Raw genomic sequence first — 24611 nt, 5'->3', positions numbered from 1 at the left:
GCCTAGCTTAAAGGGCTTCGGGTGTAGTCATTGCATAAATATCTGCCTTGCGCGACAAAGCAAGCATGTCAGTAAACCTGTCTACATAGGTTGATCCTAGTAATGCAAAAATAATTATATGCTCATTTGGCATTTTTCGGGCGATTAGTAGATTCCCCCCAGCCAATGTTGTATAGCCAGTTTTTGATGCAATGATTGAGCTAAAAGAGTCTACCATCTGATTTGTATTTTGTGCACTGTATGGCTTTTGGCTTGTAGAATAAAAGATAGCACTTGGAACTTTTGTTTGTTCATATAATAACGGGTAGGTCAAAATTGTATGTCCAAAAAGTTTTGCAATATCTTCTGCACTACCATATCCCCCATTTATTTGATCTGTTATATCTAATCCAGTAGAATTAAAAAACTGCATTGATGTTAATCCGCGTTGTGCCGCCTCACGATTCATGAGGCTTATAATACTTGTAGTATGTTTGACCTCTATTGCTTCTGCTATAGCTTGAATGGCATCATTTGATGATGAGACAAGTGCAAATGGCAATAATGAATTTAATTCCCAGTGGTCACCTTCAAGGAGACCTGTGTCACCAACCGATTGCAATGCATATGGCGAAAGATATATATCTTCGTTTTGGTCTAAGTGGTTTTCAGCTACTAAGGCAGTCATAACTTTTACTAATGAAGCAAGTGCAAGCGGAGCTTTTGCATTTTTCTGGAATAAAACTTTATCTGTCGTTGCATCGTAAACATAATATGCTTTTGCAACAACTGAGATAGAAGTGCTTATTTTAGTCTGGTTTTCTACTTGGGTTTGCAGGGCTTTCTGTTCTTGATCAAAGAAATAGTTATTAACAGATACTTGCTCATAATATAACCCAGTAAGAAAAACTGCCCCGATAAGGGCAAGATAGACTTGCGGCTTTGTAGTTTGTGATGTTATATGTGATGTCATACACTTTCTTGTTCAATTTCCTGAGCACTATTTTGCACAAATGTCTGCAACGATGCTTCAACGCTTGCCTTATCTGACAGCTCTTCAAGTGATGTTATGCCCAAAAATCGCATAAGATCAAGCGATGGCGTATACATAAATTTTCTGGAATCTTCTGGATGGCTTTCCTTCTCAATAAGTCCGCGGATAAGCAATGCTCGCAAAATAAAACTTGAATTCACACCTCTAATATAATCAATTTCTGCACGGGTAACATTTTTTTTATACAAAATTATTGCCAGCGTCTCAACACTTGCTTTACTTAGCTCCTTTTCGAGTTCTTCTTTTCGAATTTGATCAAGAAATGATGCAAGTAAAGGATTAGTTCCTAAGGCAATTTCTTCGTTGTTAAAAATAACAACAATACCATCAGCTCTATGTTTTTCTTGGAGCATACTACATGCTTCTGCTATTTTACTTTTTGGTTCACGAGTTAATGTAACTAGTTCACCCAATGAAAGTGTTTGGCCTTTGATAAAAAGGAGAGCTTCAATTTTTTGTACTAATTCAGTTATTTCCATATTGTTGTGATTGTTGGGGCATATCTTTTGTTATGGTCATATCGTCAAACAAGTCGCTTTGCAGTACATCAATGAGGCCTGATCGAACAAGCTCAAGCATAGCTAAAAACGTGACAATAGTAAACATTTTAGCCTCTTTGCTGTCTTCAGTTTTGTATTCGTTCGTAAAAGACTTAAAGCTTATATTGACAGCCTGCGTCATTCGGAGAGTCAATGAATCAATCAGCTCCTCTATATTCATAACCTTGCGGACAGTCACCTCAGGGAGGATTTCCTTCTTGGGTAAAGCGCGGAGTACATCTTGCATAGCTTGCTCGAGTGCAGTTTTTGTAATTTTGACATGAGGACTAAAGACAACGTGTTCATTTGCTCCAGGTGGGGCTGAGAAAATAATTTGCTTGCCAAATTTCTCCTGTATATATGGACTAATGTCTTTGATGATTTGATACAGTTTCAGTCTTGCTTCAAGACTAGTAATACTTTCTGATTCCTCCTCGGTAAGTTTAAGATTTGGTAGTAGTGAACGGGATTTGATAAGAATAAGCGTCGCAGCAATTAAAATAAAGTTGGTTGCTATTTGCATGTCGAGGCCCTTTTCTGTTTTAAGATAATTAACATATTCATTAGTAACCTCAGCTAGTGAAATTTCATTTATGAAAAGTTTATGACTTTCAATAAGTTCAAGCAGAAGTTCAAAAGGACCAGAGAAAGTGCCGGTCGTGACGGTGTATGAGTCAATTGCTTCTGTGGTGTTCATAAGTACATACTAGTTTACCTTAAAAAGTAATTTAATAAAACAGCAAAAAACAGCGACCAAATGTCGCTGTTTTTACATTGTTATGAATTTATTCGCCATGGATATGGCTTCAATATTGGTACGATTCTTTTTTGAAAATCAGGTACAAGAGTATTGAAGAATACATATCTTTCAGGGAGTTCTAATGGCACCAAAATGAATTTACCTGGATCATCGAACATACCTACTTTTTCTTCGATTAAGAATCTACCCTCTTCTGCTTCGCATGCAATTTTAAACTGCAACCCTTCTGCAAAACCGGATTTAATTTCGTCAAAGTCAGAAAATTTTTCAGTTCGACTTACAAGATCATTCATTGCGATGTTGTATGCATCGCGTGTTACATAGCTGAAAAAATCTCCTAGTACAACTTCGCTTGGTCTTGGGCGATCGCAGAGAATATCTTTTTCCCAATTGAGAAATATAATATTCTTATTTTCTTGAATGTTACTAATCATAACGATATATGCATTAGCTATACTTACGTCAACTCTACCTTTTTCAATAAACGAATCATTAAATGTAACAAACCAATTCACCGATATATTATTACTTGCAAATATATCCATAATTCGGGGTATTTCTTTAGTAAAAAGTTTTATTTCTGCTTGCAAAGGTATAAATTGATTACCTTGCAACTGGTACCGTTTTTCTAGGTCCTTAGATAGGCAATACTGCGTTAATAATTCGATTGGTTTCCCGTTTTCAATACAGGAATCAATATAAGTATCTACCCAATCACTAATACGCATATTATTACTTCGAACCATTTTACACTGATCACGGAGCCACTGCATAGTATTTGTTGTTTGTCGTTGTTGCATAGTTAGTTTATTTTTTTGAATGAACAATGAGTACTTTTTTAAAAGCGCAATCCTAATCAGCACAACTTGACGGTTCAGTTGATTAAGAAAATTCTTTTTCTTTTTATTATTTTTGTAACTCATATATACGCAAATTTTGCGTGGGTCTCCGAAGGGACTTGCACCCTCAGCCACTTCTTCCACAAAGAAGCGCTCTTCTATTGAGCTACGGAGACCATATAACGAGGAGAATACTTGTCTCCTCGCTTTGGTTAAGGTGTACACCGGCACCGCCTAGTGATCCACCGAAAGAACAAGTAATGCTTGGAAATCTCATAGTAAAAATTTTACTGTGAATAAAAACAACCCCCTCCAAACAAGGAGGGGGTTAGCTTCATACGACACGCATTAAGACAATCCTCTCCTTGGTTGGATAGAATTATGATGATGAGCAATACGAGTAAGTATGAGATTGTATCCCCCGAGTGAGCCTCGAAGCCATTTAGCGATACGAGCAATTGTCGTTGAAGAAAGCCCTGTTTGTTTTATGATTGTGTTGTATTGAACATTATTTGAAAGCAGACGTGCAGCTTCGAGTCTTTTGCCGAATTCTTCTATTTCGCCTTCAGTCATAAGGTCGCGCAGAAAACGCTTGGCTTCGTCAGTGTTTTCAAGCGAAACGATGGCTTCAAGTAGTTGCGTATTTGGTTTTATATTCCAATTGAATTCCATAGCGCCACTTTAGCAAACTAAAGTTCTTTAGTCAAGTAAAGTTATCCACAACCATTTATTGTGACATGTTATATCAAATTCAATCCCGTAATTTTGCAAAATTACGGGATTGAATTAATTCAACCATTATGGCTAGTTTACGGATTCAATCGCTTTACATCACGTGGGATGTACGTTGCTTCTCGCACATTTGGAAGATCCAAGAGCTTCATAATAAGTCGTCCTGGGCCTATGCCAGCACCGCCGTGTGGTGGTACACCATAACGGAAGAAATTCAAGTAATCTTTAAGTGCTTCGAGGCTCATGCCTTTATCTTTTGCCTGTTGCTCTAGGATTTCAATTCGATGCTCACGCTGTGCAAGTGTTGTAACTTCTATGCCACGGAAAAGTAAGTCTGCGCGTCTCGAATAGTCACTACTCTCTTCGAGTCTCATATGATAAAACGCACTCTTGCTTTTGTGATATTCATGGATAAAGACAAATTCATGATCAAATTCCTTTTTCACATAGTCACTCATTACTCGTTCTTCTTCTGGTGATAGATCATAGTCTTCGGCACTTGAAACGCCTAACCCAGATAGTATTTTTTTAGCTTCTAGCATCGTAATTCGTGGGAATGGTCGTTTTGGCACAATAACACCGAGCTCCGGGAATGCTTGAGATACTGCTTCAAATCCTGCAACAAGCATGCCTTCTTCTTGATCCATGACGTCATGATGTGAGTCGATAAATCCCAGTTCAAAGTCCCAACCGGTAAATTCGGTGAGATGTCTTGAGGTAAATGATTCCTCTGCTCGAAACACAGGCCCTGCAATAAACACTCGCTCGAAACCAGAAGCAATTGCCATTTGTTTGTAGAATTGTGGCGACTGGGCAAGGTATGCTTTGCGATCAAAATATTTTACTTCGAATACTTCTGCGCCTGTCTCAGACGGTGTCGACATGAATGACGGTGAATACACTTGCATATAATTGTTCTCGTCCCAGTATTTTCTGAAACCTTTCTCAAGTGTTGTCCAAACTTTAAATATCTTTGTTTTTTCAGGCTTACGAAGATCAATCCAGCGATAATCAAATCTCGTTGGCGCTTCTGATTCTTCATCACTTCCCTTCACGACAATAGGTATTGGTAGTTCTGGATTTGCAACAGAAAGCACCTCAATACTATTTACACCAAGCTCGAATCCTCCAGGCGCTTGTGCCGCTTCTTTGACAACACCAGTGATTCGTACCACAGATTCATGAGAAAGTGTCTTTGCAGTCTCAAATACATCTGGGACACTTGCTTCAATAATGTTTTGTACGATACCGGTCACATCTCGAAGAATGAGGAAAATAATTTTACTCTGTACGCGCAGTGTTTGCACGAAACCTTGGATAATAACTTCATTTCCAACTTCACTTTTTAGGTCACTGACATGTTTTGCTTGAATCATATTATTTTGATTCAAAGAGGAAACAAAAATCGCCTCTTCGAACTTACATTACTAGTAAATTCGCAGGGGCGATTTTTGATCGCGGTGCCACCCTACTTCATGCCTGCCGCAAATTTTGAAAATGTTGGCAGGTGAAACTCATTTCGGCTTTTAGCCTAGCTATAACGGGCTTTCCCGAGAGATTTGACTCCATCTTCCCCGCTGTCAACGGATCATTAGATATGCTTAGTGTACCAAGCAAATAAAAAACCGCAAGTATTTATATAGCAACAATTTGATTTTTAAGAAGTTTTTGGTAGTCTAGGGAATTTTTTTGCAATTCCTCATGTGTACCTTGTGCTACAATTTTTCCTTCTGCTACCACGAAAATAATATCGGCATCCATTACTGTTGAAAGCCTGTGTGCGATTATGATTGTCGTTCTTCCTTCAGCGCTTCGATTGATTGCCTCATGAATTAGTTTCTCATTTACAGAATCAAGTGCACTAGTGGCTTCATCAAAAATAAGAATTTTAGGATTCTTGATTAAAGCTCTCGCTATACCGATTCTCTGCCTTTCTCCCCCAGAAACTTTAATTCCTGCTTCTCCAATGAGGGTATCAAGGCCATGACCCTTAAGTTTTACTACAAAGTCATCTAACGATGCATCGTGAACTACCTGCAAGAGTTCTTCATTGCTTACTTTTTTATTATCTGACATTCCAAATAAAATATTGTCTTTTATACTTCGGTCAAAGAGTTCAATTTTTTGTTCAACATTACCAACTTGAGAACGAAACCAGTGTAGGTTTAGCTCTTTAAGGTTTATATTGTCAACGAATATCTCTCCAATTGTTGGGTCATAGTAACGTCGTAGTAGATTTACTATTGTTGATTTACCAGACCCTGATTGACCTACAAAGCCAACCTTAGCGCCCGGAGGTATAGTAAAACTAACATTTGTAATTGCATGATCCTCATCCTTTTCCTCATCTGCTACCTCATTTAAATCTTCTGCCTTGTCAGCTTCTTCTTGATTCATTCTATAAGGATATGCGAAGCTTACATTAGTGAATTTAATTTCACCTGAGAACTGTTCAATAATTTTTCCATTTACATTTTGATCTATATCTGGAGTAATATTTAATAAATCAAAAAACTTCTTAATATCTGCTACCTGCATCAGTATTTGCCTTTGAGAATTCATGATCATAATTAAGTTAGAGAATATTGAGTTCGTCCATGCATAAAACGTAACAAACATACCCGCTGAATGTTCTCCGATGATTATCAAATAAACACCAAAACCAAGCGATATGTACTGACCGAAAAGAATTAATGTTTTATGACTATAAAAGACTGTCAAGTAATGGAACCATGTCTTTGTTGAGTAATCTGTAATTGTATCCGCCGCTTTCTTAAAGAATGACAACGTTTCATTTTCTTGAGCTTCAGCGATGACTAATGTTGCGTTTCTGTATAATTCAGATTGCAATTTTGATTGAGCCTGATTTTTCTTTCTAATTTCTTGAATGCTGGGTAAAAACCCTTGATTTCGTTTATAGGAAATATAGATGTAAGTAAAAAGAAAAATTGAAGCAACCGCTGCGATTCGCCAGTCAAAAAAGAATAGTATTACCAGTGTTACAAGCACTTGCAAAATATTCGGGACAATATTATACAACGCATTGTACATAAGTTGCGTTAATGCATTTTGGCCTTTATTCACAATACTTTGTTTTACACCGGAGTGTTCATTAACATGCTGTCCAATTGAAAAAGCAAACATTTTTCCCATTGAATTAAGTGAGAATGCTTTATCGACATGATCATCAAGAAAAGCAATTTCGATTCGTTCTCTAATCCATACTAAGACATTTGATTGAAAAATTGCCAACAAAAATGCGCCACCAATATATTTGAAGGCAAGAGTGATGTTATTATGAGTTACAGCGTCCACGCTTTTCCCGAATAAAAATGGTGAAAAAGTAGCAGCAGCCTGCCCAATAACCATCATAAAAAATACTATTGCTATGTACTTCCAAAATGGCTTAAAAAATAAAAGCGAGCGTGAGAATAATGCTTTTGGTTTATCCATATATTAAAAATAGTCAATCTTCATCGCTTGACGAACTTCGGCGAGGGTAGCTTGGGCGGTTTTACGTGCTGTAGCAGTACCATCTTTCAATATATCCATAATCATTCGTGGATCTTGTGCAAGGCGTTCCCGCTTCTCACGGATAGGCGTAATCAATTCTTGCAGAATTCCTACTAGCCGTTTTTTGAGAACAACATCACCGAGACCGCCTTTTTGATACTGGGCCTTGAGTTCTAGGACTTCTGGTTTATTTGGATCAAAAATATCTAGATACGTAAATACAACATTCCCTTCAATATTCCCTGGATCTTCGACTCGTATATGATTTGGATCAGTGTACATAGCCATGACTTTCTCCTCAATTATTTCATTACTATCTGCTAGGTAAATACAATTACCAAGTGACTTTGACATTTTGGCATTGCCATCTGTGCCGACAAGTCTTGGGGTCTCACTAAGTTGAATCTTAACTTTAGAAAAAACTTCGCCGTAATAACGATTGAAGGTATCAATAATTTCGTTTGTTAGTTCAATTATCGGTTTTTGATCTTCACCGACTGGGATAATGTTACTTTTCATAATAAGAATATCGGCAGCTTGGGAGATAGGATACGTCAAGAAACCAGCTGGCACACCAGGTTTGTTAATATTTTCAGTTTTTTCTAAAATTCCATTTGTTTCTTTAATTTCAGACAGTCCCCATCCCTTTTGTAAAATTTCTGTCTTAACTGTAGGGTTCTGAAGTAATCGATTTACAGTAACTAGATTTAAGAAAAAAATAGTCAGTTCAGCTATTTCTGGAACTAATGATTGTATATACATAGTTGTCTTGGTTGGATCAACACCTACAGCGAGGTTATCGAGCGCAACTTCAAGCACATTATTTCGTACCTTGTCTGGATTATCAGCATTATCTGTCAGTGCCTGCACATCAGCAATCATATAGAATGCTTGTTCTGCAGTAGCTTGAAGTTTGATCCGTTCTGTAAGCGAACCTACGTAGTGACCCAAATGCAACCGACCTGTAGGGCGATCCCCTGTAAGAGTGATGACAGCATTGTTTTTCATAGTATGAAGCATAACAAATAATAAGTTTTTTTGGAATCGTTGTGTATGTATCCACAACTTACACACAATTAGGCTCCATAGGAGCACTCACTGTAGATATTTCAGTATGTTAGAATTGGCGACATGTCATCACCTAAAAAACCATCCTTGAGATTGCCACCGCAAAGCCTAGACTCAGAACAAGCGGTACTTGGATCAATCCTTATTCGCCCAGGTGGGTTACTCGATGTCACTGATGCGATTTCTACGGACTCATTTTATAGTGAGCGACACCGATTGATTTTTGATGCTATGCTCGAGTTATCACTTAAAAGCCAACCTATTGACCTTCTAACACTTTCAACAATCTTAACTGAAAAAAATCTACTTGAGCGAGTTGGCGGTAACAGTTATCTTACGGAACTTATAGACAAAGTACCTTCTGCTTCGAACTTAAAGCACTACGCAGATATTGTTGAGAAAAAATATATTCTTCGAGAACTTATTAGTGCTGGCGATGATGTGTCAGCGACTGGATTTGAAGAATCGACAGAGCCTGTCGAAGAAATACTCGATCGTGCTGAAAAAAGACTCTTCAGTATTACTGGCTCATCAAAAGGCAAGAAGTTTATTAGTATCAAGCAGACCTTAAGTGGTGCATGGGAGCGAATAGAGAAACTCCATGGGACAAGCGGTGAACTTCGCGGCATACCGACTGGTTTTGCAGATTTGGATAGTATGCTTGCTGGACTCCAAAAGTCAGATCTTATTATTTTGGCTGCTCGTCCATCAATCGGTAAAACAACACTAGCGCTTGATATTGCTCGCATGGCTGCAACAACTCATAATATTCCAGTTGGTATTTTCTCACTTGAAATGAGCGCACAACAGCTTGTTGACCGTATGCTTGCAGCTGAATCAAAAGTGAATGCTTGGAATCTTCGTACTGGCAAACTTAGTACCGATAATGAATTTTCAAGGCTTCGCGATGCTCTCGACAAGTTATCAAAGGCGCCTATCTATATCGACGATCAGGCTGGCAACTCAATCATGCATATGCGCGCAACAGCGAGAAGACTCAAAAGTGAACATGGACTTGGACTTATTATTATCGACTACTTGCAGCTCATGACGACCTCTAAGAATTATGATTCTATGGTTAATCAAGTAACAGAGATTTCACGCTCTCTCAAGAGTCTCGCCCGAGATCTCGATGTACCAGTCCTTGCCCTCTCTCAGTTATCTCGTGCGATCGAAGCTCGCGGTGGCAAACCAAGACTTTCTGATTTACGAGATTCTGGTTCTATCGAGCAGGATGCCGATGTTGTTATGTTTATCCACCGTGAAGATAAGTACAAAGATGAATCTGAGAGGACTAATATTGCAGAGATTTTAATTGAAAAACACAGAAATGGACCTACTGGGAAGGTTGAACTATATTTTGAAGAAAAGCTTTCAACATTCTTACCTATTGAAAAAGGCAATATGGGATCTTTTTCACAGCAGACACAAAGAAGTTCTGATTCATCTAATGATATATTTTAATTATGAATCCCATACGAAATTATAAAAAGATAAAGTTTAGGAGGATTTTTGTTATTATGGGACAAAAGAAAAACAGGAATAATTTTATTAGTTTTTAATTTCGTACGGGATGAATCATATTGATACATTATCTGAACTTTTTGCAAAATTTCCTGGCATAGGAATGCGCCAATCCAAACGATTTGTATATTTCCTTTTATCACAACCATCGACCTATGTGAACGACTTGGCAAAAGCGATCAGAGAATTACAACAAGCAACCAATACATGCAAAGCCTGTTTTGTGCATTTTGAAAATAATGATGCAGAACTTTGTGCTATGTGTAGCAAACCTACTATAGATACAACGACACTTCTCATAGTTTCAAAAGATAGCGATTATGAGAACATCAGGCGTACTAACATTTATCATGGCAGAATTTTTGTACTTGGAGGATTAGTGCCAGCTATTGAAACAAATGTTGAACAATATATCCGCATTCGCGAGCTTGAAGAAAAAATCAAAGAATATATAAAAACCGGACTCAAGGAAATCGTTCTTGCACTGTCGCTCACACCTCAAGGTGAACATACTGATCACTATTTGCGTGTACGATTAGCGCCATATATTACCACTGACACAGTTAGTTTATCTTCATTGGGACGAGGACTATCAACAGGCAGCGAACTGGAATATGCTGATACGGAAACTATGGCTAATGCATTTAAAAATAGACATTAAAAAATCCCGAACATTCGGGATTTTTATTTGATAGCTGTAATTTTTATTTCAGCGTACAGTTGGCGATGGCCATTGCGCTTGATATTACGACTTTTCTGCTTATATTTGACGACAGCAACAGTTGGATAGTGTCCTTCTTTGATGTATTCTGCTTCGACGCTTGCTTCTTTAATATATGGCATACCGATTGTTGTATCAGTGCCATTGTCAACGAGGAGAACTTTATCGAATGAAATAATATCGCCTGATTTGTGATTACCTTGCAAACGCTCAATTTTAATAACGTCACCTGGAGTGACTTTATACTGTTTACCGCCGGTTGCAATAACTGCAAATTCACCGTCTTTTTTAGTTGTTGCTTTCTTTGCCATGTGTAGCCATAGTACTTCAAACCTCCAAATAAGTCAATAAAGTCATTGTTTTAGAGTTATTGGTAAGATATACTTCATCTAATGGAACAATCTAAACATAATAAAAAAAGCTCAAGTATCACTACATACTACAAAGCTTTGGGCCCAGGCATCGTGACTGGCGCCGCCGATGATGATCCATCAGGTATTGCAACCTATTCCCAAGCAGGCGCGCAAGGTGGCTATCAATTTTTATGGGTATCCTTCTTTACCTTACCATTCATGATAATTATACAGACGATGTGCGCAAGAATTGGTATTGTTACTGGCAAAGGGTTAGCCACCAACATGCGCCGCGTTATTCCAAAGCCTCTTGTGTATATCTGTATAAGTTTGCTGTTCATAACCAACACTTTTAATATTGGAGCAGACTTGGGCGCTATGGCAAGTGCTTCATCACTATTACTACCGAGTGTGCCACCTGCAATTTTTATTATTTTTTTTGCATTACTTTCTTTAAATTTACAAATTTTTATTCCCTACAAAAAATATACTAAATACCTCAAATGGCTCACTTTTGTACTTTTCTTTTATATTATAGTTGCGTTCTCACTTGATCTCCCATGGAAAGAAATACTGCATTCTTTAGTTGTTCCCCACATCGCATTTACAAAGGATAATATTTTACTTCTAACGGCCCTTTTGGGGACAACTATTTCACCGTATTTGTTTTTTTGGCAAACATCACAGGAAGTAGAGGAGAAATTAGAGATAACTTCGCACAGTACAATAGATACAATCAAAACATCCATAAGAAACATGCATGTCGATACATTTGTTGGCATGGCAATATCAAATATAGTCATGTTTTTTATTATCGTCGTATGTGCGGCCACCTTGCATACACATGGTATAACGAACATAAACACTGCAACTGATGCTGCAATGGCACTTGAGCCATTTGCTGGTCCATTTGCGTACTTATTGTTTACTTTAGGTATTGTCGGTACTGGACTTTTGGCGTTGCCAATACTTGCAGGCTCTACCTCCTACGCATTTTCAGAAACATTCAACTGGAATGAGGGCTTATCAAAAAAGTGGAATGAGGCACAGGCCTTCTACGCCATAATTACCTTAAGTATTGTTATTGGATTATTATTATTGTTGCTCAATATAAGCCCTATTAAAATGCTGTTGTATGCGGCCATATTAAATGGTCTGGTTGCCCCCGTAGTCCTATTTTGTATTATTCGAATCGCAAGTGATAAAAATATAATGGGCAACTGGAAAAGCCACCCATTTATTCTCACGCTCAGTTGGATTATTGCATTCCTTATGACCATATCTGCTATTGCAACGCTTATCTTTATTTTCTAATTGCTATGATCGCAAAACATACCTTTAAAAATGTTTTTTGGATTGATATTGAGTCCCCTGTGGCAGCAGAACTTATAGCATGCGAGGAAGAGCATTTGCTACCAGAAACTTTTTTTGTAACACAGCAAGACGAACCGTTTATTTCACATCCAGATTTTTTGTTTTTGCAAATGCATGAATATGCTGGACTTGAAACAATCCAGCCTATAAATGTACTCCTAACAAAAAATGGTCTGTATACCTATCATATGCACCCACTATCTATTGAGCATCCATTTCGGAATATATTTTCAATTGATTCGCCACTTGAAAATAGTCATACTGATACCCTTCTGCCAGCAAAATTGCTACTCCTATTTTTACAGGCCAAGATAGATACTATTGGTACAAAAATACAACAACGAGATTTTAAAGTCTTAGGCCAATTTGAAGAACAAATACAGATTGCAGAAATTCAATTGAAAGAGCTTTACACATTACTACTTAAAACAATAGAGAGCACGGAACATGTGCTACTACCGCACCCAATCAAGCTCAATCAGCTTATATTACAAACTCAATCTCACCTTTTTGCCATTAAAGAAATCAAATTCAAGTATATAGAATGGCACAAAGCATATGCAAAAGAGCAAGCCAAAGAGAATAAACGCCTGCGTCATACATTTAAGCTTAGTATTCTCCTGCTGGCTTTTATCATTATTTTTGCTATCCTAATCAGGTATTATGGACTTACGTATCTATAACTCACTGAGTAAAAACGAAGAGGTTTTCAAGCCTCACCTTCCAGACACTGTCGGCGTATATACGTGCGGACCAACCGTCTACGACTACGTGACGATTGGAAATTGGCGAACCTATACACTCGGTGACTTGCTCATACGTGCACTTAGACTAAATGGTTATAAACCAACATATGTTATGAACATAACTGACGTCGGGCATTTAACAGGTGATAACCTAGGCGATGCAGATACTGGTGAAGATCGACTCGAAAAAGCAAGTCGTCGTGAAGGTAAAACTGCCTGGGAAATTGCAGCATTTTATACTGACGACTTTCTACAAGGATACAAGAAACTTAATTTGACACAGCCAAAGCTTTTTGCCAAAGCAACTGATCATATTACAGAACAGATTTCTCTCGTCGAGCAATTAATTGCCCGCGGTTTTGCATATCAAATAAGCGATGGTATATATTTTGACACATTATCGTATGAGAATGCTGGGTTTACCTATGGTGAACTTTCAAATTTACAAATGATAAAAGAAGGCGTGCGTGTTCTAATTAATCACGAGAAAAAGAATCCTAGAGACTTTGCACTTTGGAAATTTTCAACAGCAAAAGAAGGAGGAGAAAAACGCCACATGGAATGGCCAAGTCCATGGGGTGTCGGCTTCCCAGGTTGGCACATAGAATGTTCTGCAATGAGTATGAAATATTTAGGTGCTCAGTTTGCCATACACGTAGGCGGCGAAGATTTGAAAAGTACGCATCATCCAAATGAAATTGCCCAATCACAAGGAGCAACCGGCCTTGTGCCTTTTGTTGCATATTGGATGCATGGAGCATTTTTACAAGTTGATGGTGGGAAAATGGGCAAAAGCTTAGGCAATGCATACTCATTACATGATATTGAATCCCACGGATTTTCACCTCTTGCACTCAGATATTTTTATTTAACCGCGCACTATAGATCACCACAAAACTTTACCTGGGAAGCACTCGAAGGTGCCTCAAGAAGCTATGCAAAGTTATTTGAGCATTTCCGCTCACTTGGTACAGATAGCGGCATGCTAAATGAGTCATACATGACCAAATTCCAAACGGCAATTAATAACGATTTACACATGCCACAAGCTTTGGCAGTTGTATGGGAAATGCTTAAGGATACGGAGATGCCAAATGCCGACAAGCGTGCGACACTACTTGCTTTTGACACTGTACTTGGCTTTAATCTTGCAGATATATCAGAAGAAATAATCCCCGAAGCAATAACAATGCTTGCAAGCAAGCGGGCTCAAGCACGTTTGGAAAAAAATTGGAGCTTAGCTGATACACTACGACAAGAGATTGCATCGCAAGGTTACGAAATAGTAGATACAGATACTGGACAACAAATAAAAAAGATTTAAACAAAATAAAAAATCCGACCAAATTGGTCGGATTTTTTATTAGAGGAATTACATTTGATGAGGCGGATTTGATCGAGGTATATTGCTAGCTATTTAGTTCCCTTCATTTTTTAGTGTCTCCACAGCTTCAAGAGCTTTCTTAGATAATTTTGTAGGGAATTTAATATTTATTTTTATAAGCAAGTCTCCGCGACGTCCACGCAAAGTTGGAACGCCTTTCTCTTTGACACGAAGAATTTCTCCTGGAGCAATACCTGCAGGGATTTTTACAGTCAATGCACCGTCCAATGTTTCTAGGTGTTCATCTTTACCCAAAAGTGCATCAGTTAATTTGACTGATAAGTCCATATGCAAGTTATGACCATCTCGCTTGAACAGTTGGTGTGCAAGTATATTGATTTTAATATATAAATCACCAGATGTGCCATGCGGTATAGCCTCTCCCATCCCTGTAAGCCTGATCATCTCACCATTTTGTATGCCTGCTGGTATTTTGATTGAGATCTCCTCTTCTTTTCGGAGCACTCCAACACCTTTACAGGTCACACATTTTTCCTTTGGCACTTTACCACTACCGCCACACGTATCACATGCTCGAGACGCGCTTACCGTGCCAAATATTGACCGTCGTGCTTCATGAATACTGCCTTTACCATTGCAGTGTTTACAGGCATCCATGCTGCTGCCTGGTTTTGCTCCACTACCTGAACATGTACTGCAAGTACTTACTTTAGTAATAAGCACTTTCCTTTCTATACCGAAAATGCTTTCTTTAAATGAAATAGTGATTTCTGTAGAAATATCTCTGCCTCGTCTAACTTGATTTCTACCGCCACCCATACCACCACCAAAAAATTCTGAGAAAATATCATTGAGATCTCCCATGTCAAAACCCTGAGCATTTTGGAAACCAGAAAAACCGTATCCGCCGGATTGCCCACCGAAGCCACTACCTTGCCCTTCATACGCTTGGCCAAATTGGTCATACTGGGCACGTTTACTCTCATCAGAAAGCGTTTGGTAAGCTTCGTTAACTTCTTTAAATTTTGAGTCGTCACCACCGCTTTTATCAGGATGAAATTTATGCGCTAATTTATGAAAAGCCTTTTTAATTTCATCTTTTGAGGCTGATTTGGTAACACCTAATATGTCATAGTAATCTTTCTTTGCCATAGTCATACTATACCATAAAATACAGAAAAATCCCAGCTAACAGCTGGGATTTTTCTGTATTTTATAAAGCTTAAAGTATTGCATACACCCACGGCAATGGGAGTGCTAATAGCATAAGGAGCGCACCAACAAGTGCCATATTTTTTAGGAAATTTATGCGCTCGGGCATTTGAGCCATAGGATCTTTTATTTTCCAAAATTGATGCATAGCAAAGCTAGTAATTACTAGAAATATAATTAATATCCACATACCAATCGAAACGAAGGTACCCAATACTATCGCTAGTCCTCCAAAAACAAGCATGATGCCTGTTGCTGGTACTGCGATCTCTGCCATCGGTACACCTTTTGATTTGCTATAGCCAACCATGCCTTTGTGCTCTAAAAAATGATTGATGCCGCTATAGATAAAATAACCTCCTAATAGTATTCTTCCTACAATAAATATCATCATACTCTTAATGTAAATTAATAATTGCTTTTATTGGTACTAACACACGATCAGTACTAACGAGTTACCATTTTCTTGAGTATACCACACATCGTTACAGCACTTCTCCTAAGTACGGAAATGGTAATCCAAAAACAAATGGATCAGTCAGACGCCGAATAGTACTTTTTTCTTTATTGGCCTTGATAACTGAGAGACTCGATGCCAGAAAGATAACATTAGTGCTATATCGTTTGCTGATCTCATCTATCGAATGCAATAAGAGTGATTTTTCTTTCATTATTTCATGTCCGCCAAAGAGGTCTTGCTGCATTCCCCGCTCCGGCACCAGTGATGAGAGTGTAATACCTGTTGCTCTATACTGCTCATTTTTCCTTAACAAGCTTGCAAATATTTTATCCACTTCCAAAAGTATAGCCGACGGATCAACGGTAGAACTAACGAATCCAATTTCCATACTGCGATACTTAAATTCACTCGTTTTAACAAAGACTGATACCCGACTCGTTGCCAAATGAAATCGTCGCATACGCGTACAAGCGGTTTCGATATTTTTAGATAATTCAGCATGGATACGGATAGGATCAGATGATGCAGGAGTAAATGTTCTGGTTGCTTGAAGTGATTTGGGTAATTCATCTAAACCACCATGCACGTCATATATTCTCACGCCATTGAGCTCATGCCAAAGCTCTTGGAACGGTAAGGAGAAATGCTCTTCTATATATGCTTGTGAAAGTTTCGCAAAATCCAGAGCTGTCTTAATCCCCCGCTCTAAAAGTTTTGGTGCTGTGCGATAACCAATACCCCATACGTTGCCGATTGGGACATTAGTCAGATACTGCTCTTCCTCACCTTGTGCAATGTAGGTCAATCCATCAGGCTTGTGATACTTTGATGCAACCTTAGCCAAGACTTTGGTATTTCCTAAACCAAACGAGAACGTAATACCGAGCTCTTCCTGCAAAACCTGTTTGATCGTAGTCACATAGGGAATCCAGCCGCCATGAAGATTTGCCTGTGCATCTGAAAGAAGACAAAAACATTCATCAATACTGTACTCTTCGACTTGAGCGGCAAACCTGCGTAAGACTGCTAACATTTTTTGATTGTAGGCTTCGTAGAGTTCAAAGTGTGATGGCAAAATGTAGACCTCTTTGAAGAATCGCTTGATTTTGTATATTGGCATACCTCTCGTAATACCGAGCGCCTTGGCTTCATAGTTTAAGGCAACAGCTATACCTCGCTCTTCACCAACGACGACTGGTTTACCACGAAGTGCTGGAAATTGCGCCATCTCACAGGCAACAAAGAATGCATCGCCATCAAGGTGAAGGATGAGTGATTTACCCGCCATAATTTTTTAAATAATTGAATAAAACTTTTCGTAAATGGTTTCTACCCCAACCAGTTTTTAACCACTGTTCTCTGGCAAATGTATCAGTTTTATTTATAAAAGCTTCGTAATGAATAAGCATAAATGGTCTACGTAATTTTGTTGATGGTACTTTGCCAGCATTATGTAGATTCATCCTTTCCTTTAAATCTTTAGTGCAGCCAGTGTATAAATCTCGATCTTTCTTGCTTTGTAAAATATAAACATAATGCATATTTAGAAAAATTATAGGCGGGTTAATACTTCCTAATTATCGCTTTCACCACCGCTGCGATCTTCAGTGATTCTTTTGGGAAAATCGGCTTGTACTTTTTATTGGCCGGCTCGAGGTAGAAGTACATTCCCTGTTTGCGCAAATACTTCATCGTCCACGCACCATCGACTTCGGCAATCACGATCGCGCCAGTCTTGGCTGTTGTTGTCCGTTCGACCAAAACCATATCACCTTCTCGGATACCGGCATCATACATAGAGTCACCTTTGACTCGTAACATAAATGTCGCTTCCCTGTTTTCGATCAGGAATTCATCGAGCGAGATCGTATCGATAAGTGTTTCCTCAGCTGGTGTCGGAAATCCTGCCTCAATGAGTCCCAAGAGTCGTATAGATGACTCTAATGCAAGAGGTATGAGCTTGCCCTGTTTGTCTTTGGCGAGTATTCGCTTATCGATGAGATTTCGGACGAGTTTGTAGGCAGCATTCTTGGATTGGAAACCGAAAAGATTGGCTATCTCAGCATATGATGGCATGCGCTTTTTATTTCTATAGAAATCTTGGATTTTTTCTTCTGGTTGCATTACTTAAGTATAGGTGAACGATCGTTTACCGTCAATGTGGATAAGATAACAGAACACAATTTCTATTAGAAACTAAAAATGCTAAAGTGAGTCTACTATATGGATACTACAACAAATCAAACAGAGGCCTTAATTATCGGGGCTGGTGCAGCGGGCTTAATGGCAGCGCGGGAACTTGCTAAGGCAGGAAAGAAAATAACTATTCTCGAAGCACGAGATCGAATCGGTGGAAGAATCTTCCCTCTTGAAGAGGAAGCATTTGGTTACCCTGCGCAAGGCGGAGCAGAATTCGTTCATGGTATAGCTCCTGTCACCAAAGCTCTCATCGATGAAGCAGGACTTACATTTATACCCGAAGCACATGATGGTGAAGTATGGGATGCACGAAGTGGCCCGTTATCTCTTCGTACCTTATTTATCCAAAGCAACCCAATCCTCAAAGACACTCTTGAGAGAGTACAAAATGATATCTCAATCGCAGAGTTTCTTGAGACGTATTTCGATACAGAAGAGTACGCAAACCTGCGAAATTCGATTCTTAAGATGGTTGAAGGCTATGAAGCTGCGGATCCCAGGAGAGTATCTGTTGATTATTTGCGTAGAGATGTACTCGGTAAACTCTATCATGCCGATGGTTGGATACGAGAAGGTTATGGTAAACTTCTTAACTTCCTCGAGAAAGAGTGCAAGCAAAATGGCGTTGAAATCATACTTAATGCTTGTGTGACAGCGATAGATTTTACTTCTAATAAAGTCAGGGTAAAAACTGACAACAAATCCTTTGAAGCAGACCAGGTTATTGTGACCGTACCATTACCAATACTTAAAAATATTGAATTCATTCCGGATATTTCAGAAAAATTAGCTCTTACTGCAAAGATTGGTTTCGGACCCGCAATTAAACTTCTTATTAAATTCAAAAGTCAGTGGTGGAAGCATGTTACAAATCATGATCTTTCCAAATTATCCTTTGCACTTTGCAATGATGATTTCACTGCATGGTGGACACAATATCCGGTAGAAAAAAATATTATGGTTGGCTGGATGGCTGGTCCAAATGCAGACAAGAATAAAGAGCTATTAGAAAATCAATTACTCGATCTTGGCTTACTGGCTCTAAGTAATATGTTCAACATCGATAATGATTTTTTGAAAAATCAAATAGAAACTTGGAAAGTAGTTAATTGGCCTAAAGATCCTTATGCGCTCGGTGCGTATAGCTACACCGCTATGGACACAGGAGATGCATATGAGAAACTTGTAGAACCATTAGATAACAAAGTTTTCTTTGCGGGTGAGGCATTATATACCGGAGAGGAAACCGCAACAGTCGAAGGAGCATTAGGAAGCGGAAACGAGGTTGCAGAGAAGATTTTAAAAGGAATATAACGTTCTTGCTACATAACAAAAAACATCCCGAATCGGGATGTTTTTTGGTTAGTTAATTCTTTGGAGGATTTTCTTCTGGAGTATCCCCCTCTTTGGTTTCGGCATCACGGACTGGTCCTTCAGCAGGATTGTCAGCAGGTGGTGTTTGCTGACTAGCTGCGTCTTGATTTGCTTTCATCATGGCCTCGCCGATCTTTGAAAGCTCAGCAGATAATTCTTCATTAGCTTTTTTGACTGCATCCATATCACTGCCATCTTTGACTGCCTTGAGTGCATCAACTTTAGCCTGCACAGCATTTTTAATATCATCACTTACTTTACCTTCTGCATCTTTGATAGATTTCTCAGCTGTGTAGATCATCATTTCAGCAGTGTTCTTGATCTCGACGCCTTCTTTCTTTTTCTTATCTTCATCAGCATGGAGTTCAGCATCCTTTTGCATTTTTTCAATGTCTTCTTTGGATAGCCCTGAGCTTGCTTCGATACGAATTGATTGTTCCTTGCCACTGGTCTTGTCCTTGGCCTTTACGTTGAGTATTCCGTTGGCATCCACATCAAAGGTGACTTCGACTTGTGGCATGCCGCGCTGCGCTGGTGGAATGCCATCGAGAATAAATCGTCCGAGAGACTTGTTATCAGATGCCATTTGTCGTTCGCCTTGAGTAATGTGAATCTCGACTGAAGTTTGGTTATCAGCAGCGGTAGAAAATACCTGAGACTTCGATGATGGGATCGTTGTATTGCGCTCGACGAGCTTGGTTGCGACACCTCCAAGTGTTTCGATACCAAGCGATAGTGGAATGACGTCGAGTAGAAGTACATCGCGTACGTCACCTTTGAGCACGCCACCTTGGACTGCCGCACCGAGTGCCACAACTTCATCAGGATTGATGGTGCGGTTTGGCTCTTTGCCAAAGAGATTCTTGACTGCCTCAACGATGGCTGGCATTCTCGTCTGTCCACCAACTAATATGATTTCGTTGATTTCATTCATTTTAAATGGTGATGCTTCGAGAGCGCGCTTGGTTATGTCGATCGATCGATCAATATATTCACGTGCGAGGTTCTCAAGTGCTGTACGAGACATCTTCAAGAGCAAATGCTTTGGCCCTGATGCATCAGAAGTGATAAATGGAATATTAATTTCAGACTCCATTGTTGTCGAAAGCTCATGCTTGGTTTTCTCAGCAGCTTCCTTGAGACGCTGCAGTGCCAAGACATCTTTAGTCACATCGATGCCAGATTCTTTCTTGTATTCGTCAGCAATCCAGCGAATAATCTTCTGGTCAATATCTTCGCCACCCATGTGTGAGTCACCGTCAGTAGACTTTACTTCGATAACATCGTCCCCTACTTCAAGCACAGAGACATCAAATGTTCCTCCGCCGAAGTCGTAGACGACAATCTTCTCATTTTTCTTTGTATTAAATCCGTACGCGAGCGCTGCGGCAGTCGGCTCATTGATGATACGTTTGACATCAAGTCCCGCGATCGCACCAGCGTCTTTGGTAGCTTTTCTTTGTGCATCGTTGAAATATGCCGGAACCGTGATCACCGCCTCGGTTATTTTCTCGCCAAGCTTGGCTTCGACATCAGCTTTGATCTTGCCCAAAACCATGGCAGAGATTTCTTCTGGACGCATCCATTTGTCTCCGAGTTTTACTTCAACACCACCCGTAGAACCTTTTTGGATTTTATACGGAATAGTCTTGGCATCTTTTTGGATTTCAGCATCGTCGAAGTTATGACCCATAAATCGTTTGATGCCATAGATGGTATTTTCAGGATTGGTAACTGACTGACGCTTTGCCAAAAGTCCTACCATACGCTCGCCGTTTTTTGCCTGAGCAATAATCGATGGTGTCGTACGGACACCTTCGATGTTTTCTATAATCTTCGGCTGTCCTCCCTCAATGATGGCAACAGCGCTATTTGTAGTACCCAAATCGATTCCAATTATTTTTGACATATGATTATTTTAAATTACTTATAATTTCTTGTGCTTTTATTAAAAAATTATTTACTATATCAATTTCTTCTTTCGTTGTTCGTGCAGTGCTATTACTTTCTTTCATTTTCTGATCCCAGGCCTTATAAAAACTTTTCCATTCGGTATTGAAATCTTCCGGAAACATTTTTAGAAGGGCTGCATTCTGCAAAGCAGTTCTTACTCCAGCTAACCAATTACCCCGAACTTTATATTTATAATTTTTTGGATTATCACCGTGAACAATTTGTTCAGGTATTTCATCAGAAAAATTATCGTGAAAATCTTTAAACATCTTTAACAGATGATTCTTCCAATCCTCGTGACTTTTTCCCAATAATTTTTCGATCATGACTTTAATATTACTTGTAAAAAGTAAATATGCAAGTATTTCGTGGTCGCGAAATACTTGTACAATGTAAATATACTTGATAGGATATGGGTATGTCAAGTGATTCAACCCCGCAGACCGGGGTGCTCAAAAATTATAGTCGCTTGGCTCTTTAATTTTATGGCAAAACAAGACTTCTCCAAGAAAATATTGAGGATATTGAGCGAAAAACCGGCTATTTCTCTTCCAGAGCTCTCAAAATGGGTCATAGACGACACAAAGAAAGCTTTACCCGCCATTGCATCAAAGGCGGGCCGTTACGCCATTACACGCTCTTTAAAAGGTCTCCAAGAAGCAGGCTTTGTCGATCATATATCATCTGGTCAAAATGACTATGCTAGACTTACCAAATCTGGTAGGGTTAAAGCAAATAGCTACAAATTAGAAGCTAAAAGTTCTCTCGTTAATCCTACCTGGGATAACAAGTGGCGAATTATCCTGCTTGATCTCCCTGAGAGCCGCAAAAGCGAACGTGAAGCACTCCGCTACCTCCTCAAGAAAGCAGGCTTTGTTATGCTCAAAAATTCTGCTTGGATTTCACCGTACCCTTTCGAACATCTGTTTACGAACATAAAAAAAGATCTCGGCCTTTCGACCGAGATGATGATTATCTTAACTGAATCCCTTGATTCCGTAACTGAAAAGGAATTACACAGGCTGTATTCATTAAAATAAAATTAGAAAAGGAAAATTCTTCTAACTTCCCTCTTTTGTTCTTTTGCTATTTGAGCTACTACAAACTGCCCAACTGGTAATCTAATCTGTTCAATATTTTCATATCTTGCTATGCATCTACCTAAGACATCATAAAGATGACATTTTGCTCCTGGGACAAGATACAAATGATTTCCTACTAATTCATATAAAGCTCCTGATTGATTAACAGTTGCTATAGCATCCATTGAACAACTATAGAAATAATGACTAGTATCAGAGAGTATCGAACTTTGTTGTGATGTTTCGACAAGTTGTAACCGCACATCTCCTTCTGTGAGATACATAAGATCACATGGAAAGGCTCCTGTTATCCAATAGCGATACGCAAGTGCACCATAGCCTGTCTGGAACACAATCGTCTGGTCTGTGCTATATATGAGATCATTGCCCGATACACCAGACTCATTGAGCCTAAGAGTCATAAATTCTGTGCACTCATCACATGCGAGCGCAATATGGAGCCATGCCTGGTGCTCAAATGGGATTACTCCCTGATTATTAAAAAGAAATATTGGAGAGAGTTGTAATTCACTACTTGCTGTATCAACCTTGGGGACTAGACGATACTCAACGAGGAACTGCTCGATAGTATCCGACGAACCAGCGACCTGCAAAGAGTCATTCGTTACTCTATACATTGAATCAATACCGACAATCTGAGCTTGTGTAAAAGTTGGTACACATAGCAAAAAGAAAAAACAAAATGAGAAAATCGTTTTCATGGTATTTGATTTTTCAATGAGCCTACTTAGTACTTACTGGCATCGGCATATCCAGTATTTTATTTACTGTATCATGAAATGAATCTAGTTTTAATATGTTTGTCAAAATAAAAATCCGGCTTCACGAAGCCGGATCCTCTTAGCTACCCATGTGCTAAATCAGAGTCAAAGATAGCACACAACCCTTAGCTTATTTCAGTTTCCTGAAACACACTGCTCAGTAAGGCGGGTGAACCCAAACAGATACATATGTTCTATCACTATTTCGGATTATACGCAAACACATTCACTCTCGCAGGACGGATAATTCGATCTGCGAGCTTATAGCCTGATTGGGTTATTTGAGCGATCGTATGATCCTTTTCTTTATCATCTGTAGTGACATTTTCAATCGACTGGTGGATATTTGGATCAAAAGCATCACCGATTTTAGTATCGATCGGATAGACTTGGTAGTCAGCAAGCACTTTCAAAAGCTGCTGGTGAATATACTCGACACCCATGCGCCAATTCTTGTCCACTTTCTCCCAAGCTTCCTTGTTGGCAAATGCCATATCGTACGAGTCGAGTACGGGTAGGAAATCCATAATAAGTCGCTCGCGACTATAGGCCAGTTTATCTTTTACTCGCGTTTCTTCATCACGCTTGTAATTAATAAAATCTGCCCGCTCACGTTGCAGTTGCGCTAAATATTCTTCTTTTTCTTTTTTACAATCTTTTAAATCTTTACGGAATTTCTTGAGCGTTGCTTTGACGTCTTCTTCGCCATCGTCATTAAAGACAAATTCGACAACATCATCAACAGCCTCTTCGGTCTCTGGTATTTCCTTTTTCTCTTCTTGGTCGTCTTGCATATGAGTCATTATACTTATTTGATATTGTTTTTCAAACAAAAACTCCCTTGCGAATTTTTTAGATTATTTGAACGTTTAGCTCACAAGTTACTAAGTAAAATCATAGTATTAACTCTGATTTTACAATGTACTTGCGAGCCCGGCTCGTGGTTTCGAAATACAAAACAACACTGCGCCCGTCTAAGCGTAGAAAAAGCCGCATAGGCGG

The 24611-nt window shown here is 39.0% G+C and carries 25 protein-coding genes and 1 tRNA gene; 7 read left to right on the top strand and 19 right to left on the bottom strand.

What is annotated here, in order from left to right:
• Window positions 1-7: 7 nt before the first annotated feature.
• The 9 genes from IPF86_03790 to trpS form a co-directional block, all read right to left on the bottom strand.
• The gene (locus tag IPF86_03790) at window positions 8-952 is read right to left on the bottom strand and encodes a D-alanyl-D-alanine carboxypeptidase (GenBank protein ID QQR50173.1); all 945 of its coding nucleotides are present in this window, start codon (window positions 950-952) and stop codon (window positions 8-10) included.
• On the bottom strand, window positions 949-1512 hold the full coding sequence (locus IPF86_03785; protein QQR50172.1) for an SMC-Scp complex subunit ScpB: 564 nt from the start codon (window positions 1510-1512) through the stop codon (window positions 949-951). The genes IPF86_03790 and IPF86_03785 overlap by 4 nt, the downstream gene beginning before the upstream one ends.
• The gene (locus IPF86_03780; protein ID QQR50171.1) at window positions 1499-2269 is read right to left on the bottom strand and encodes a segregation/condensation protein A; all 771 of its coding nucleotides are present in this window, start codon (window positions 2267-2269) and stop codon (window positions 1499-1501) included. The genes IPF86_03785 and IPF86_03780 overlap by 14 nt, the downstream gene beginning before the upstream one ends.
• Before the next feature lie 80 nt (window positions 2270-2349).
• Complete coding sequence (locus IPF86_03775; protein ID QQR50170.1) at window positions 2350-3132, bottom strand: hypothetical protein; 783 nt, start codon at window positions 3130-3132, stop codon at window positions 2350-2352.
• Window positions 3133-3275: 143 nt separating this feature from the next.
• A tRNA-His gene (locus IPF86_03770) sits at window positions 3276-3347 on the bottom strand.
• A gap of 172 nt (window positions 3348-3519) precedes the next feature.
• Window positions 3520-3843, bottom strand: a complete 324-nt coding sequence (locus IPF86_03765; GenBank protein ID QQR50169.1) for a DNA-binding transcriptional regulator — start codon at window positions 3841-3843, stop codon at window positions 3520-3522.
• 137 nt (window positions 3844-3980) lie between these two features.
• Window positions 3981-5279: an aspartate--tRNA(Asn) ligase gene (gene aspS, locus IPF86_03760; GenBank protein QQR50168.1), complete on the bottom strand. Its 1299-nt coding sequence runs from the start codon at window positions 5277-5279 to the stop codon at window positions 3981-3983.
• A 259-nt stretch (window positions 5280-5538) separates the two neighbouring features.
• The gene (locus IPF86_03755; protein QQR50167.1) at window positions 5539-7356 is read right to left on the bottom strand and encodes an ABC transporter ATP-binding protein; all 1818 of its coding nucleotides are present in this window, start codon (window positions 7354-7356) and stop codon (window positions 5539-5541) included.
• Between the two features lie 3 nt (window positions 7357-7359).
• Entirely contained in the window at window positions 7360-8424 is a 1065-nt protein-coding gene (trpS, locus tag IPF86_03750; protein ID QQR50166.1) for a tryptophan--tRNA ligase, read from the bottom strand.
• Window positions 8425-8547: 123 nt separating this feature from the next.
• Between trpS and dnaB the strand changes: the two genes are divergently transcribed.
• Both dnaB and recR read left to right on the top strand, forming a co-directional pair.
• A complete protein-coding gene (dnaB, locus tag IPF86_03745) occupies window positions 8548-9948 on the top strand; it encodes a replicative DNA helicase (protein ID QQR50165.1) in 1401 nt (466 codons plus the stop codon).
• Window positions 9949-10057: 109 nt separating this feature from the next.
• Window positions 10058-10669, top strand: a complete 612-nt coding sequence (gene recR, locus IPF86_03740; GenBank protein ID QQR50164.1) for a recombination protein RecR — start codon at window positions 10058-10060, stop codon at window positions 10667-10669.
• Between the two features lie 23 nt (window positions 10670-10692).
• On the opposite strand, the gene rplU is transcribed toward recR, so the two are convergent.
• Window positions 10693-11040 (bottom strand): 50S ribosomal protein L21, encoded by a 348-nt coding sequence (gene rplU, locus IPF86_03735; GenBank protein ID QQR50163.1) that lies wholly within the window; start codon window positions 11038-11040, stop codon window positions 10693-10695.
• Window positions 11041-11121: 81 nt separating this feature from the next.
• Between rplU and IPF86_03730 the strand changes: the two genes are divergently transcribed.
• Genes IPF86_03730 through IPF86_03720 form a run of 3 tightly spaced genes read left to right on the top strand, consistent with a single transcriptional unit; the run spans window position 11122 to window position 14526 of the window.
• Complete coding sequence (locus IPF86_03730) at window positions 11122-12396, top strand: Nramp family divalent metal transporter (protein ID QQR50162.1); 1275 nt, start codon at window positions 11122-11124, stop codon at window positions 12394-12396.
• 5 nt (window positions 12397-12401) lie between these two features.
• Window positions 12402-13139, top strand: coding sequence for a hypothetical protein (locus IPF86_03725; GenBank protein ID QQR50161.1), 738 nt, complete (start codon window positions 12402-12404; stop codon window positions 13137-13139).
• A complete protein-coding gene (locus tag IPF86_03720; GenBank protein ID QQR50160.1) occupies window positions 13120-14526 on the top strand; it encodes a cysteine--tRNA ligase in 1407 nt (468 codons plus the stop codon). The genes IPF86_03725 and IPF86_03720 overlap by 20 nt, the downstream gene beginning before the upstream one ends.
• A 93-nt stretch (window positions 14527-14619) precedes the next feature.
• Here IPF86_03720 and dnaJ read toward each other — a convergent pair whose 3' ends face one another.
• The 5 genes from dnaJ to lexA all read right to left on the bottom strand — a co-directional run bounded on the left by dnaJ (window position 14620) and on the right by lexA (window position 18343).
• A complete protein-coding gene (gene dnaJ / locus IPF86_03715) occupies window positions 14620-15699 on the bottom strand; it encodes a molecular chaperone DnaJ (GenBank protein QQR50159.1) in 1080 nt (359 codons plus the stop codon).
• 70 nt (window positions 15700-15769) lie between these two features.
• On the bottom strand, window positions 15770-16153 hold the full coding sequence (locus tag IPF86_03710; GenBank protein QQR50158.1) for a DoxX family protein: 384 nt from the start codon (window positions 16151-16153) through the stop codon (window positions 15770-15772).
• A 91-nt stretch (window positions 16154-16244) separates the two neighbouring features.
• On the bottom strand, window positions 16245-17507 hold the full coding sequence (locus IPF86_03705; GenBank protein QQR50157.1) for a DNA polymerase IV: 1263 nt from the start codon (window positions 17505-17507) through the stop codon (window positions 16245-16247).
• Entirely contained in the window at window positions 17497-17760 is a 264-nt protein-coding gene (locus IPF86_03700) for a GIY-YIG nuclease family protein (GenBank protein QQR50156.1), read from the bottom strand. Before IPF86_03700 ends, IPF86_03705 begins: the two co-directional genes overlap by 11 nt.
• Window positions 17761-17782: 22 nt before the next feature.
• Window positions 17783-18343, bottom strand: a complete 561-nt coding sequence (gene lexA, locus IPF86_03695; GenBank protein QQR50155.1) for a repressor LexA — start codon at window positions 18341-18343, stop codon at window positions 17783-17785.
• Between the two features lie 99 nt (window positions 18344-18442).
• Between lexA and IPF86_03690 the strand changes: the two genes are divergently transcribed.
• Complete coding sequence (locus tag IPF86_03690; GenBank protein QQR50154.1) at window positions 18443-19732, top strand: FAD-dependent oxidoreductase; 1290 nt, start codon at window positions 18443-18445, stop codon at window positions 19730-19732.
• 52 nt (window positions 19733-19784) lie between these two features.
• Here the strand turns inward: IPF86_03690 and dnaK are convergent, their stop codons facing one another.
• Together dnaK and IPF86_03680 are read right to left on the bottom strand one after the other, a co-directional pair.
• Window positions 19785-21701 (bottom strand): molecular chaperone DnaK, encoded by a 1917-nt coding sequence (gene dnaK / locus IPF86_03685; protein QQR50153.1) that lies wholly within the window; start codon window positions 21699-21701, stop codon window positions 19785-19787.
• Window positions 21702-21705: 4 nt separating this feature from the next.
• Complete coding sequence (locus IPF86_03680; GenBank protein ID QQR50152.1) at window positions 21706-22071, bottom strand: hypothetical protein; 366 nt, start codon at window positions 22069-22071, stop codon at window positions 21706-21708.
• A 159-nt stretch (window positions 22072-22230) separates the two neighbouring features.
• Here IPF86_03680 and IPF86_03675 point away from each other — a divergent pair, with 159 nt between their 5' ends.
• Entirely contained in the window at window positions 22231-22785 is a 555-nt protein-coding gene (locus IPF86_03675) for a hypothetical protein (protein QQR50151.1), read from the top strand.
• A gap of 2 nt (window positions 22786-22787) precedes the next feature.
• On the opposite strand, the gene IPF86_03670 is transcribed toward IPF86_03675, so the two are convergent.
• Both IPF86_03670 and IPF86_03665 read right to left on the bottom strand, forming a co-directional pair.
• Window positions 22788-23549, bottom strand: coding sequence for a hypothetical protein (locus IPF86_03670; GenBank protein QQR50150.1), 762 nt, complete (start codon window positions 23547-23549; stop codon window positions 22788-22790).
• Between the two features lie 260 nt (window positions 23550-23809).
• A complete protein-coding gene (locus tag IPF86_03665; protein QQR50149.1) occupies window positions 23810-24403 on the bottom strand; it encodes a nucleotide exchange factor GrpE in 594 nt (197 codons plus the stop codon).
• Window positions 24404-24611 lie beyond the last annotated feature (208 nt).

This window comes from Candidatus Nomurabacteria bacterium, assembly GCA_016699085.1.
Taxonomy (GTDB): domain Bacteria; phylum Patescibacteriota; class Minisyncoccia; order Phycocordibacterales; family UBA9973; genus CAZLWF01.
This window is presented reverse-complemented; position numbering and strand designations above follow the sequence as displayed.

Excerpts from the sequence above, each read along its gene's own strand:
- IPF86_03790 (QQR50173.1), bottom strand. The coding sequence starts at position 952 with ATGACATCACATATAACATCACAAACTACAAAGCCGCAAGTCTATCTT.
- IPF86_03785 (QQR50172.1), bottom strand. The coding sequence starts at position 1,512 with ATGGAAATAACTGAATTAGTACAAAAAATTGAAGCTCTCCTTTTTATC.
- IPF86_03780 (QQR50171.1), bottom strand. The coding sequence starts at position 2,269 with ATGAACACCACAGAAGCAATTGACTCATACACCGTCACGACCGGCACT.
- IPF86_03775 (QQR50170.1), bottom strand. The coding sequence starts at position 3,132 with ATGCAACAACGACAAACAACAAATACTATGCAGTGGCTCCGTGATCAG.
- IPF86_03765 (QQR50169.1), bottom strand. The coding sequence starts at position 3,843 with ATGGAATTCAATTGGAATATAAAACCAAATACGCAACTACTTGAAGCC.
- aspS (QQR50168.1), bottom strand. The coding sequence starts at position 5,279 with ATGATTCAAGCAAAACATGTCAGTGACCTAAAAAGTGAAGTTGGAAAT.
- IPF86_03755 (QQR50167.1), bottom strand. The coding sequence starts at position 7,356 with ATGGATAAACCAAAAGCATTATTCTCACGCTCGCTTTTATTTTTTAAG.
- trpS (QQR50166.1), bottom strand. The coding sequence starts at position 8,424 with ATGAAAAACAATGCTGTCATCACTCTTACAGGGGATCGCCCTACAGGT.
- dnaB (QQR50165.1), top strand. The coding sequence starts at position 8,548 with ATGTCATCACCTAAAAAACCATCCTTGAGATTGCCACCGCAAAGCCTA.
- recR (QQR50164.1), top strand. The coding sequence starts at position 10,058 with ATGAATCATATTGATACATTATCTGAACTTTTTGCAAAATTTCCTGGC.
- rplU (QQR50163.1), bottom strand. The coding sequence starts at position 11,040 with ATGGCAAAGAAAGCAACAACTAAAAAAGACGGTGAATTTGCAGTTATT.
- IPF86_03730 (QQR50162.1), top strand. The coding sequence starts at position 11,122 with ATGGAACAATCTAAACATAATAAAAAAAGCTCAAGTATCACTACATAC.
- IPF86_03725 (QQR50161.1), top strand. The coding sequence starts at position 12,402 with ATGATCGCAAAACATACCTTTAAAAATGTTTTTTGGATTGATATTGAG.
- IPF86_03720 (QQR50160.1), top strand. The coding sequence starts at position 13,120 with ATGGACTTACGTATCTATAACTCACTGAGTAAAAACGAAGAGGTTTTC.
- dnaJ (QQR50159.1), bottom strand. The coding sequence starts at position 15,699 with ATGGCAAAGAAAGATTACTATGACATATTAGGTGTTACCAAATCAGCC.
- IPF86_03710 (QQR50158.1), bottom strand. The coding sequence starts at position 16,153 with ATGATGATATTTATTGTAGGAAGAATACTATTAGGAGGTTATTTTATC.
- IPF86_03705 (QQR50157.1), bottom strand. The coding sequence starts at position 17,507 with ATGGCGGGTAAATCACTCATCCTTCACCTTGATGGCGATGCATTCTTT.
- IPF86_03700 (QQR50156.1), bottom strand. The coding sequence starts at position 17,760 with ATGCATTATGTTTATATTTTACAAAGCAAGAAAGATCGAGATTTATAC.
- lexA (QQR50155.1), bottom strand. The coding sequence starts at position 18,343 with ATGCAACCAGAAGAAAAAATCCAAGATTTCTATAGAAATAAAAAGCGC.
- IPF86_03690 (QQR50154.1), top strand. The coding sequence starts at position 18,443 with ATGGATACTACAACAAATCAAACAGAGGCCTTAATTATCGGGGCTGGT.
- dnaK (QQR50153.1), bottom strand. The coding sequence starts at position 21,701 with ATGTCAAAAATAATTGGAATCGATTTGGGTACTACAAATAGCGCTGTT.
- IPF86_03680 (QQR50152.1), bottom strand. The coding sequence starts at position 22,071 with ATGATCGAAAAATTATTGGGAAAAAGTCACGAGGATTGGAAGAATCAT.
- IPF86_03675 (QQR50151.1), top strand. The coding sequence starts at position 22,231 with ATGGCAAAACAAGACTTCTCCAAGAAAATATTGAGGATATTGAGCGAA.
- IPF86_03670 (QQR50150.1), bottom strand. The coding sequence starts at position 23,549 with ATGAAAACGATTTTCTCATTTTGTTTTTTCTTTTTGCTATGTGTACCA.
- IPF86_03665 (QQR50149.1), bottom strand. The coding sequence starts at position 24,403 with ATGCAAGACGACCAAGAAGAGAAAAAGGAAATACCAGAGACCGAAGAG.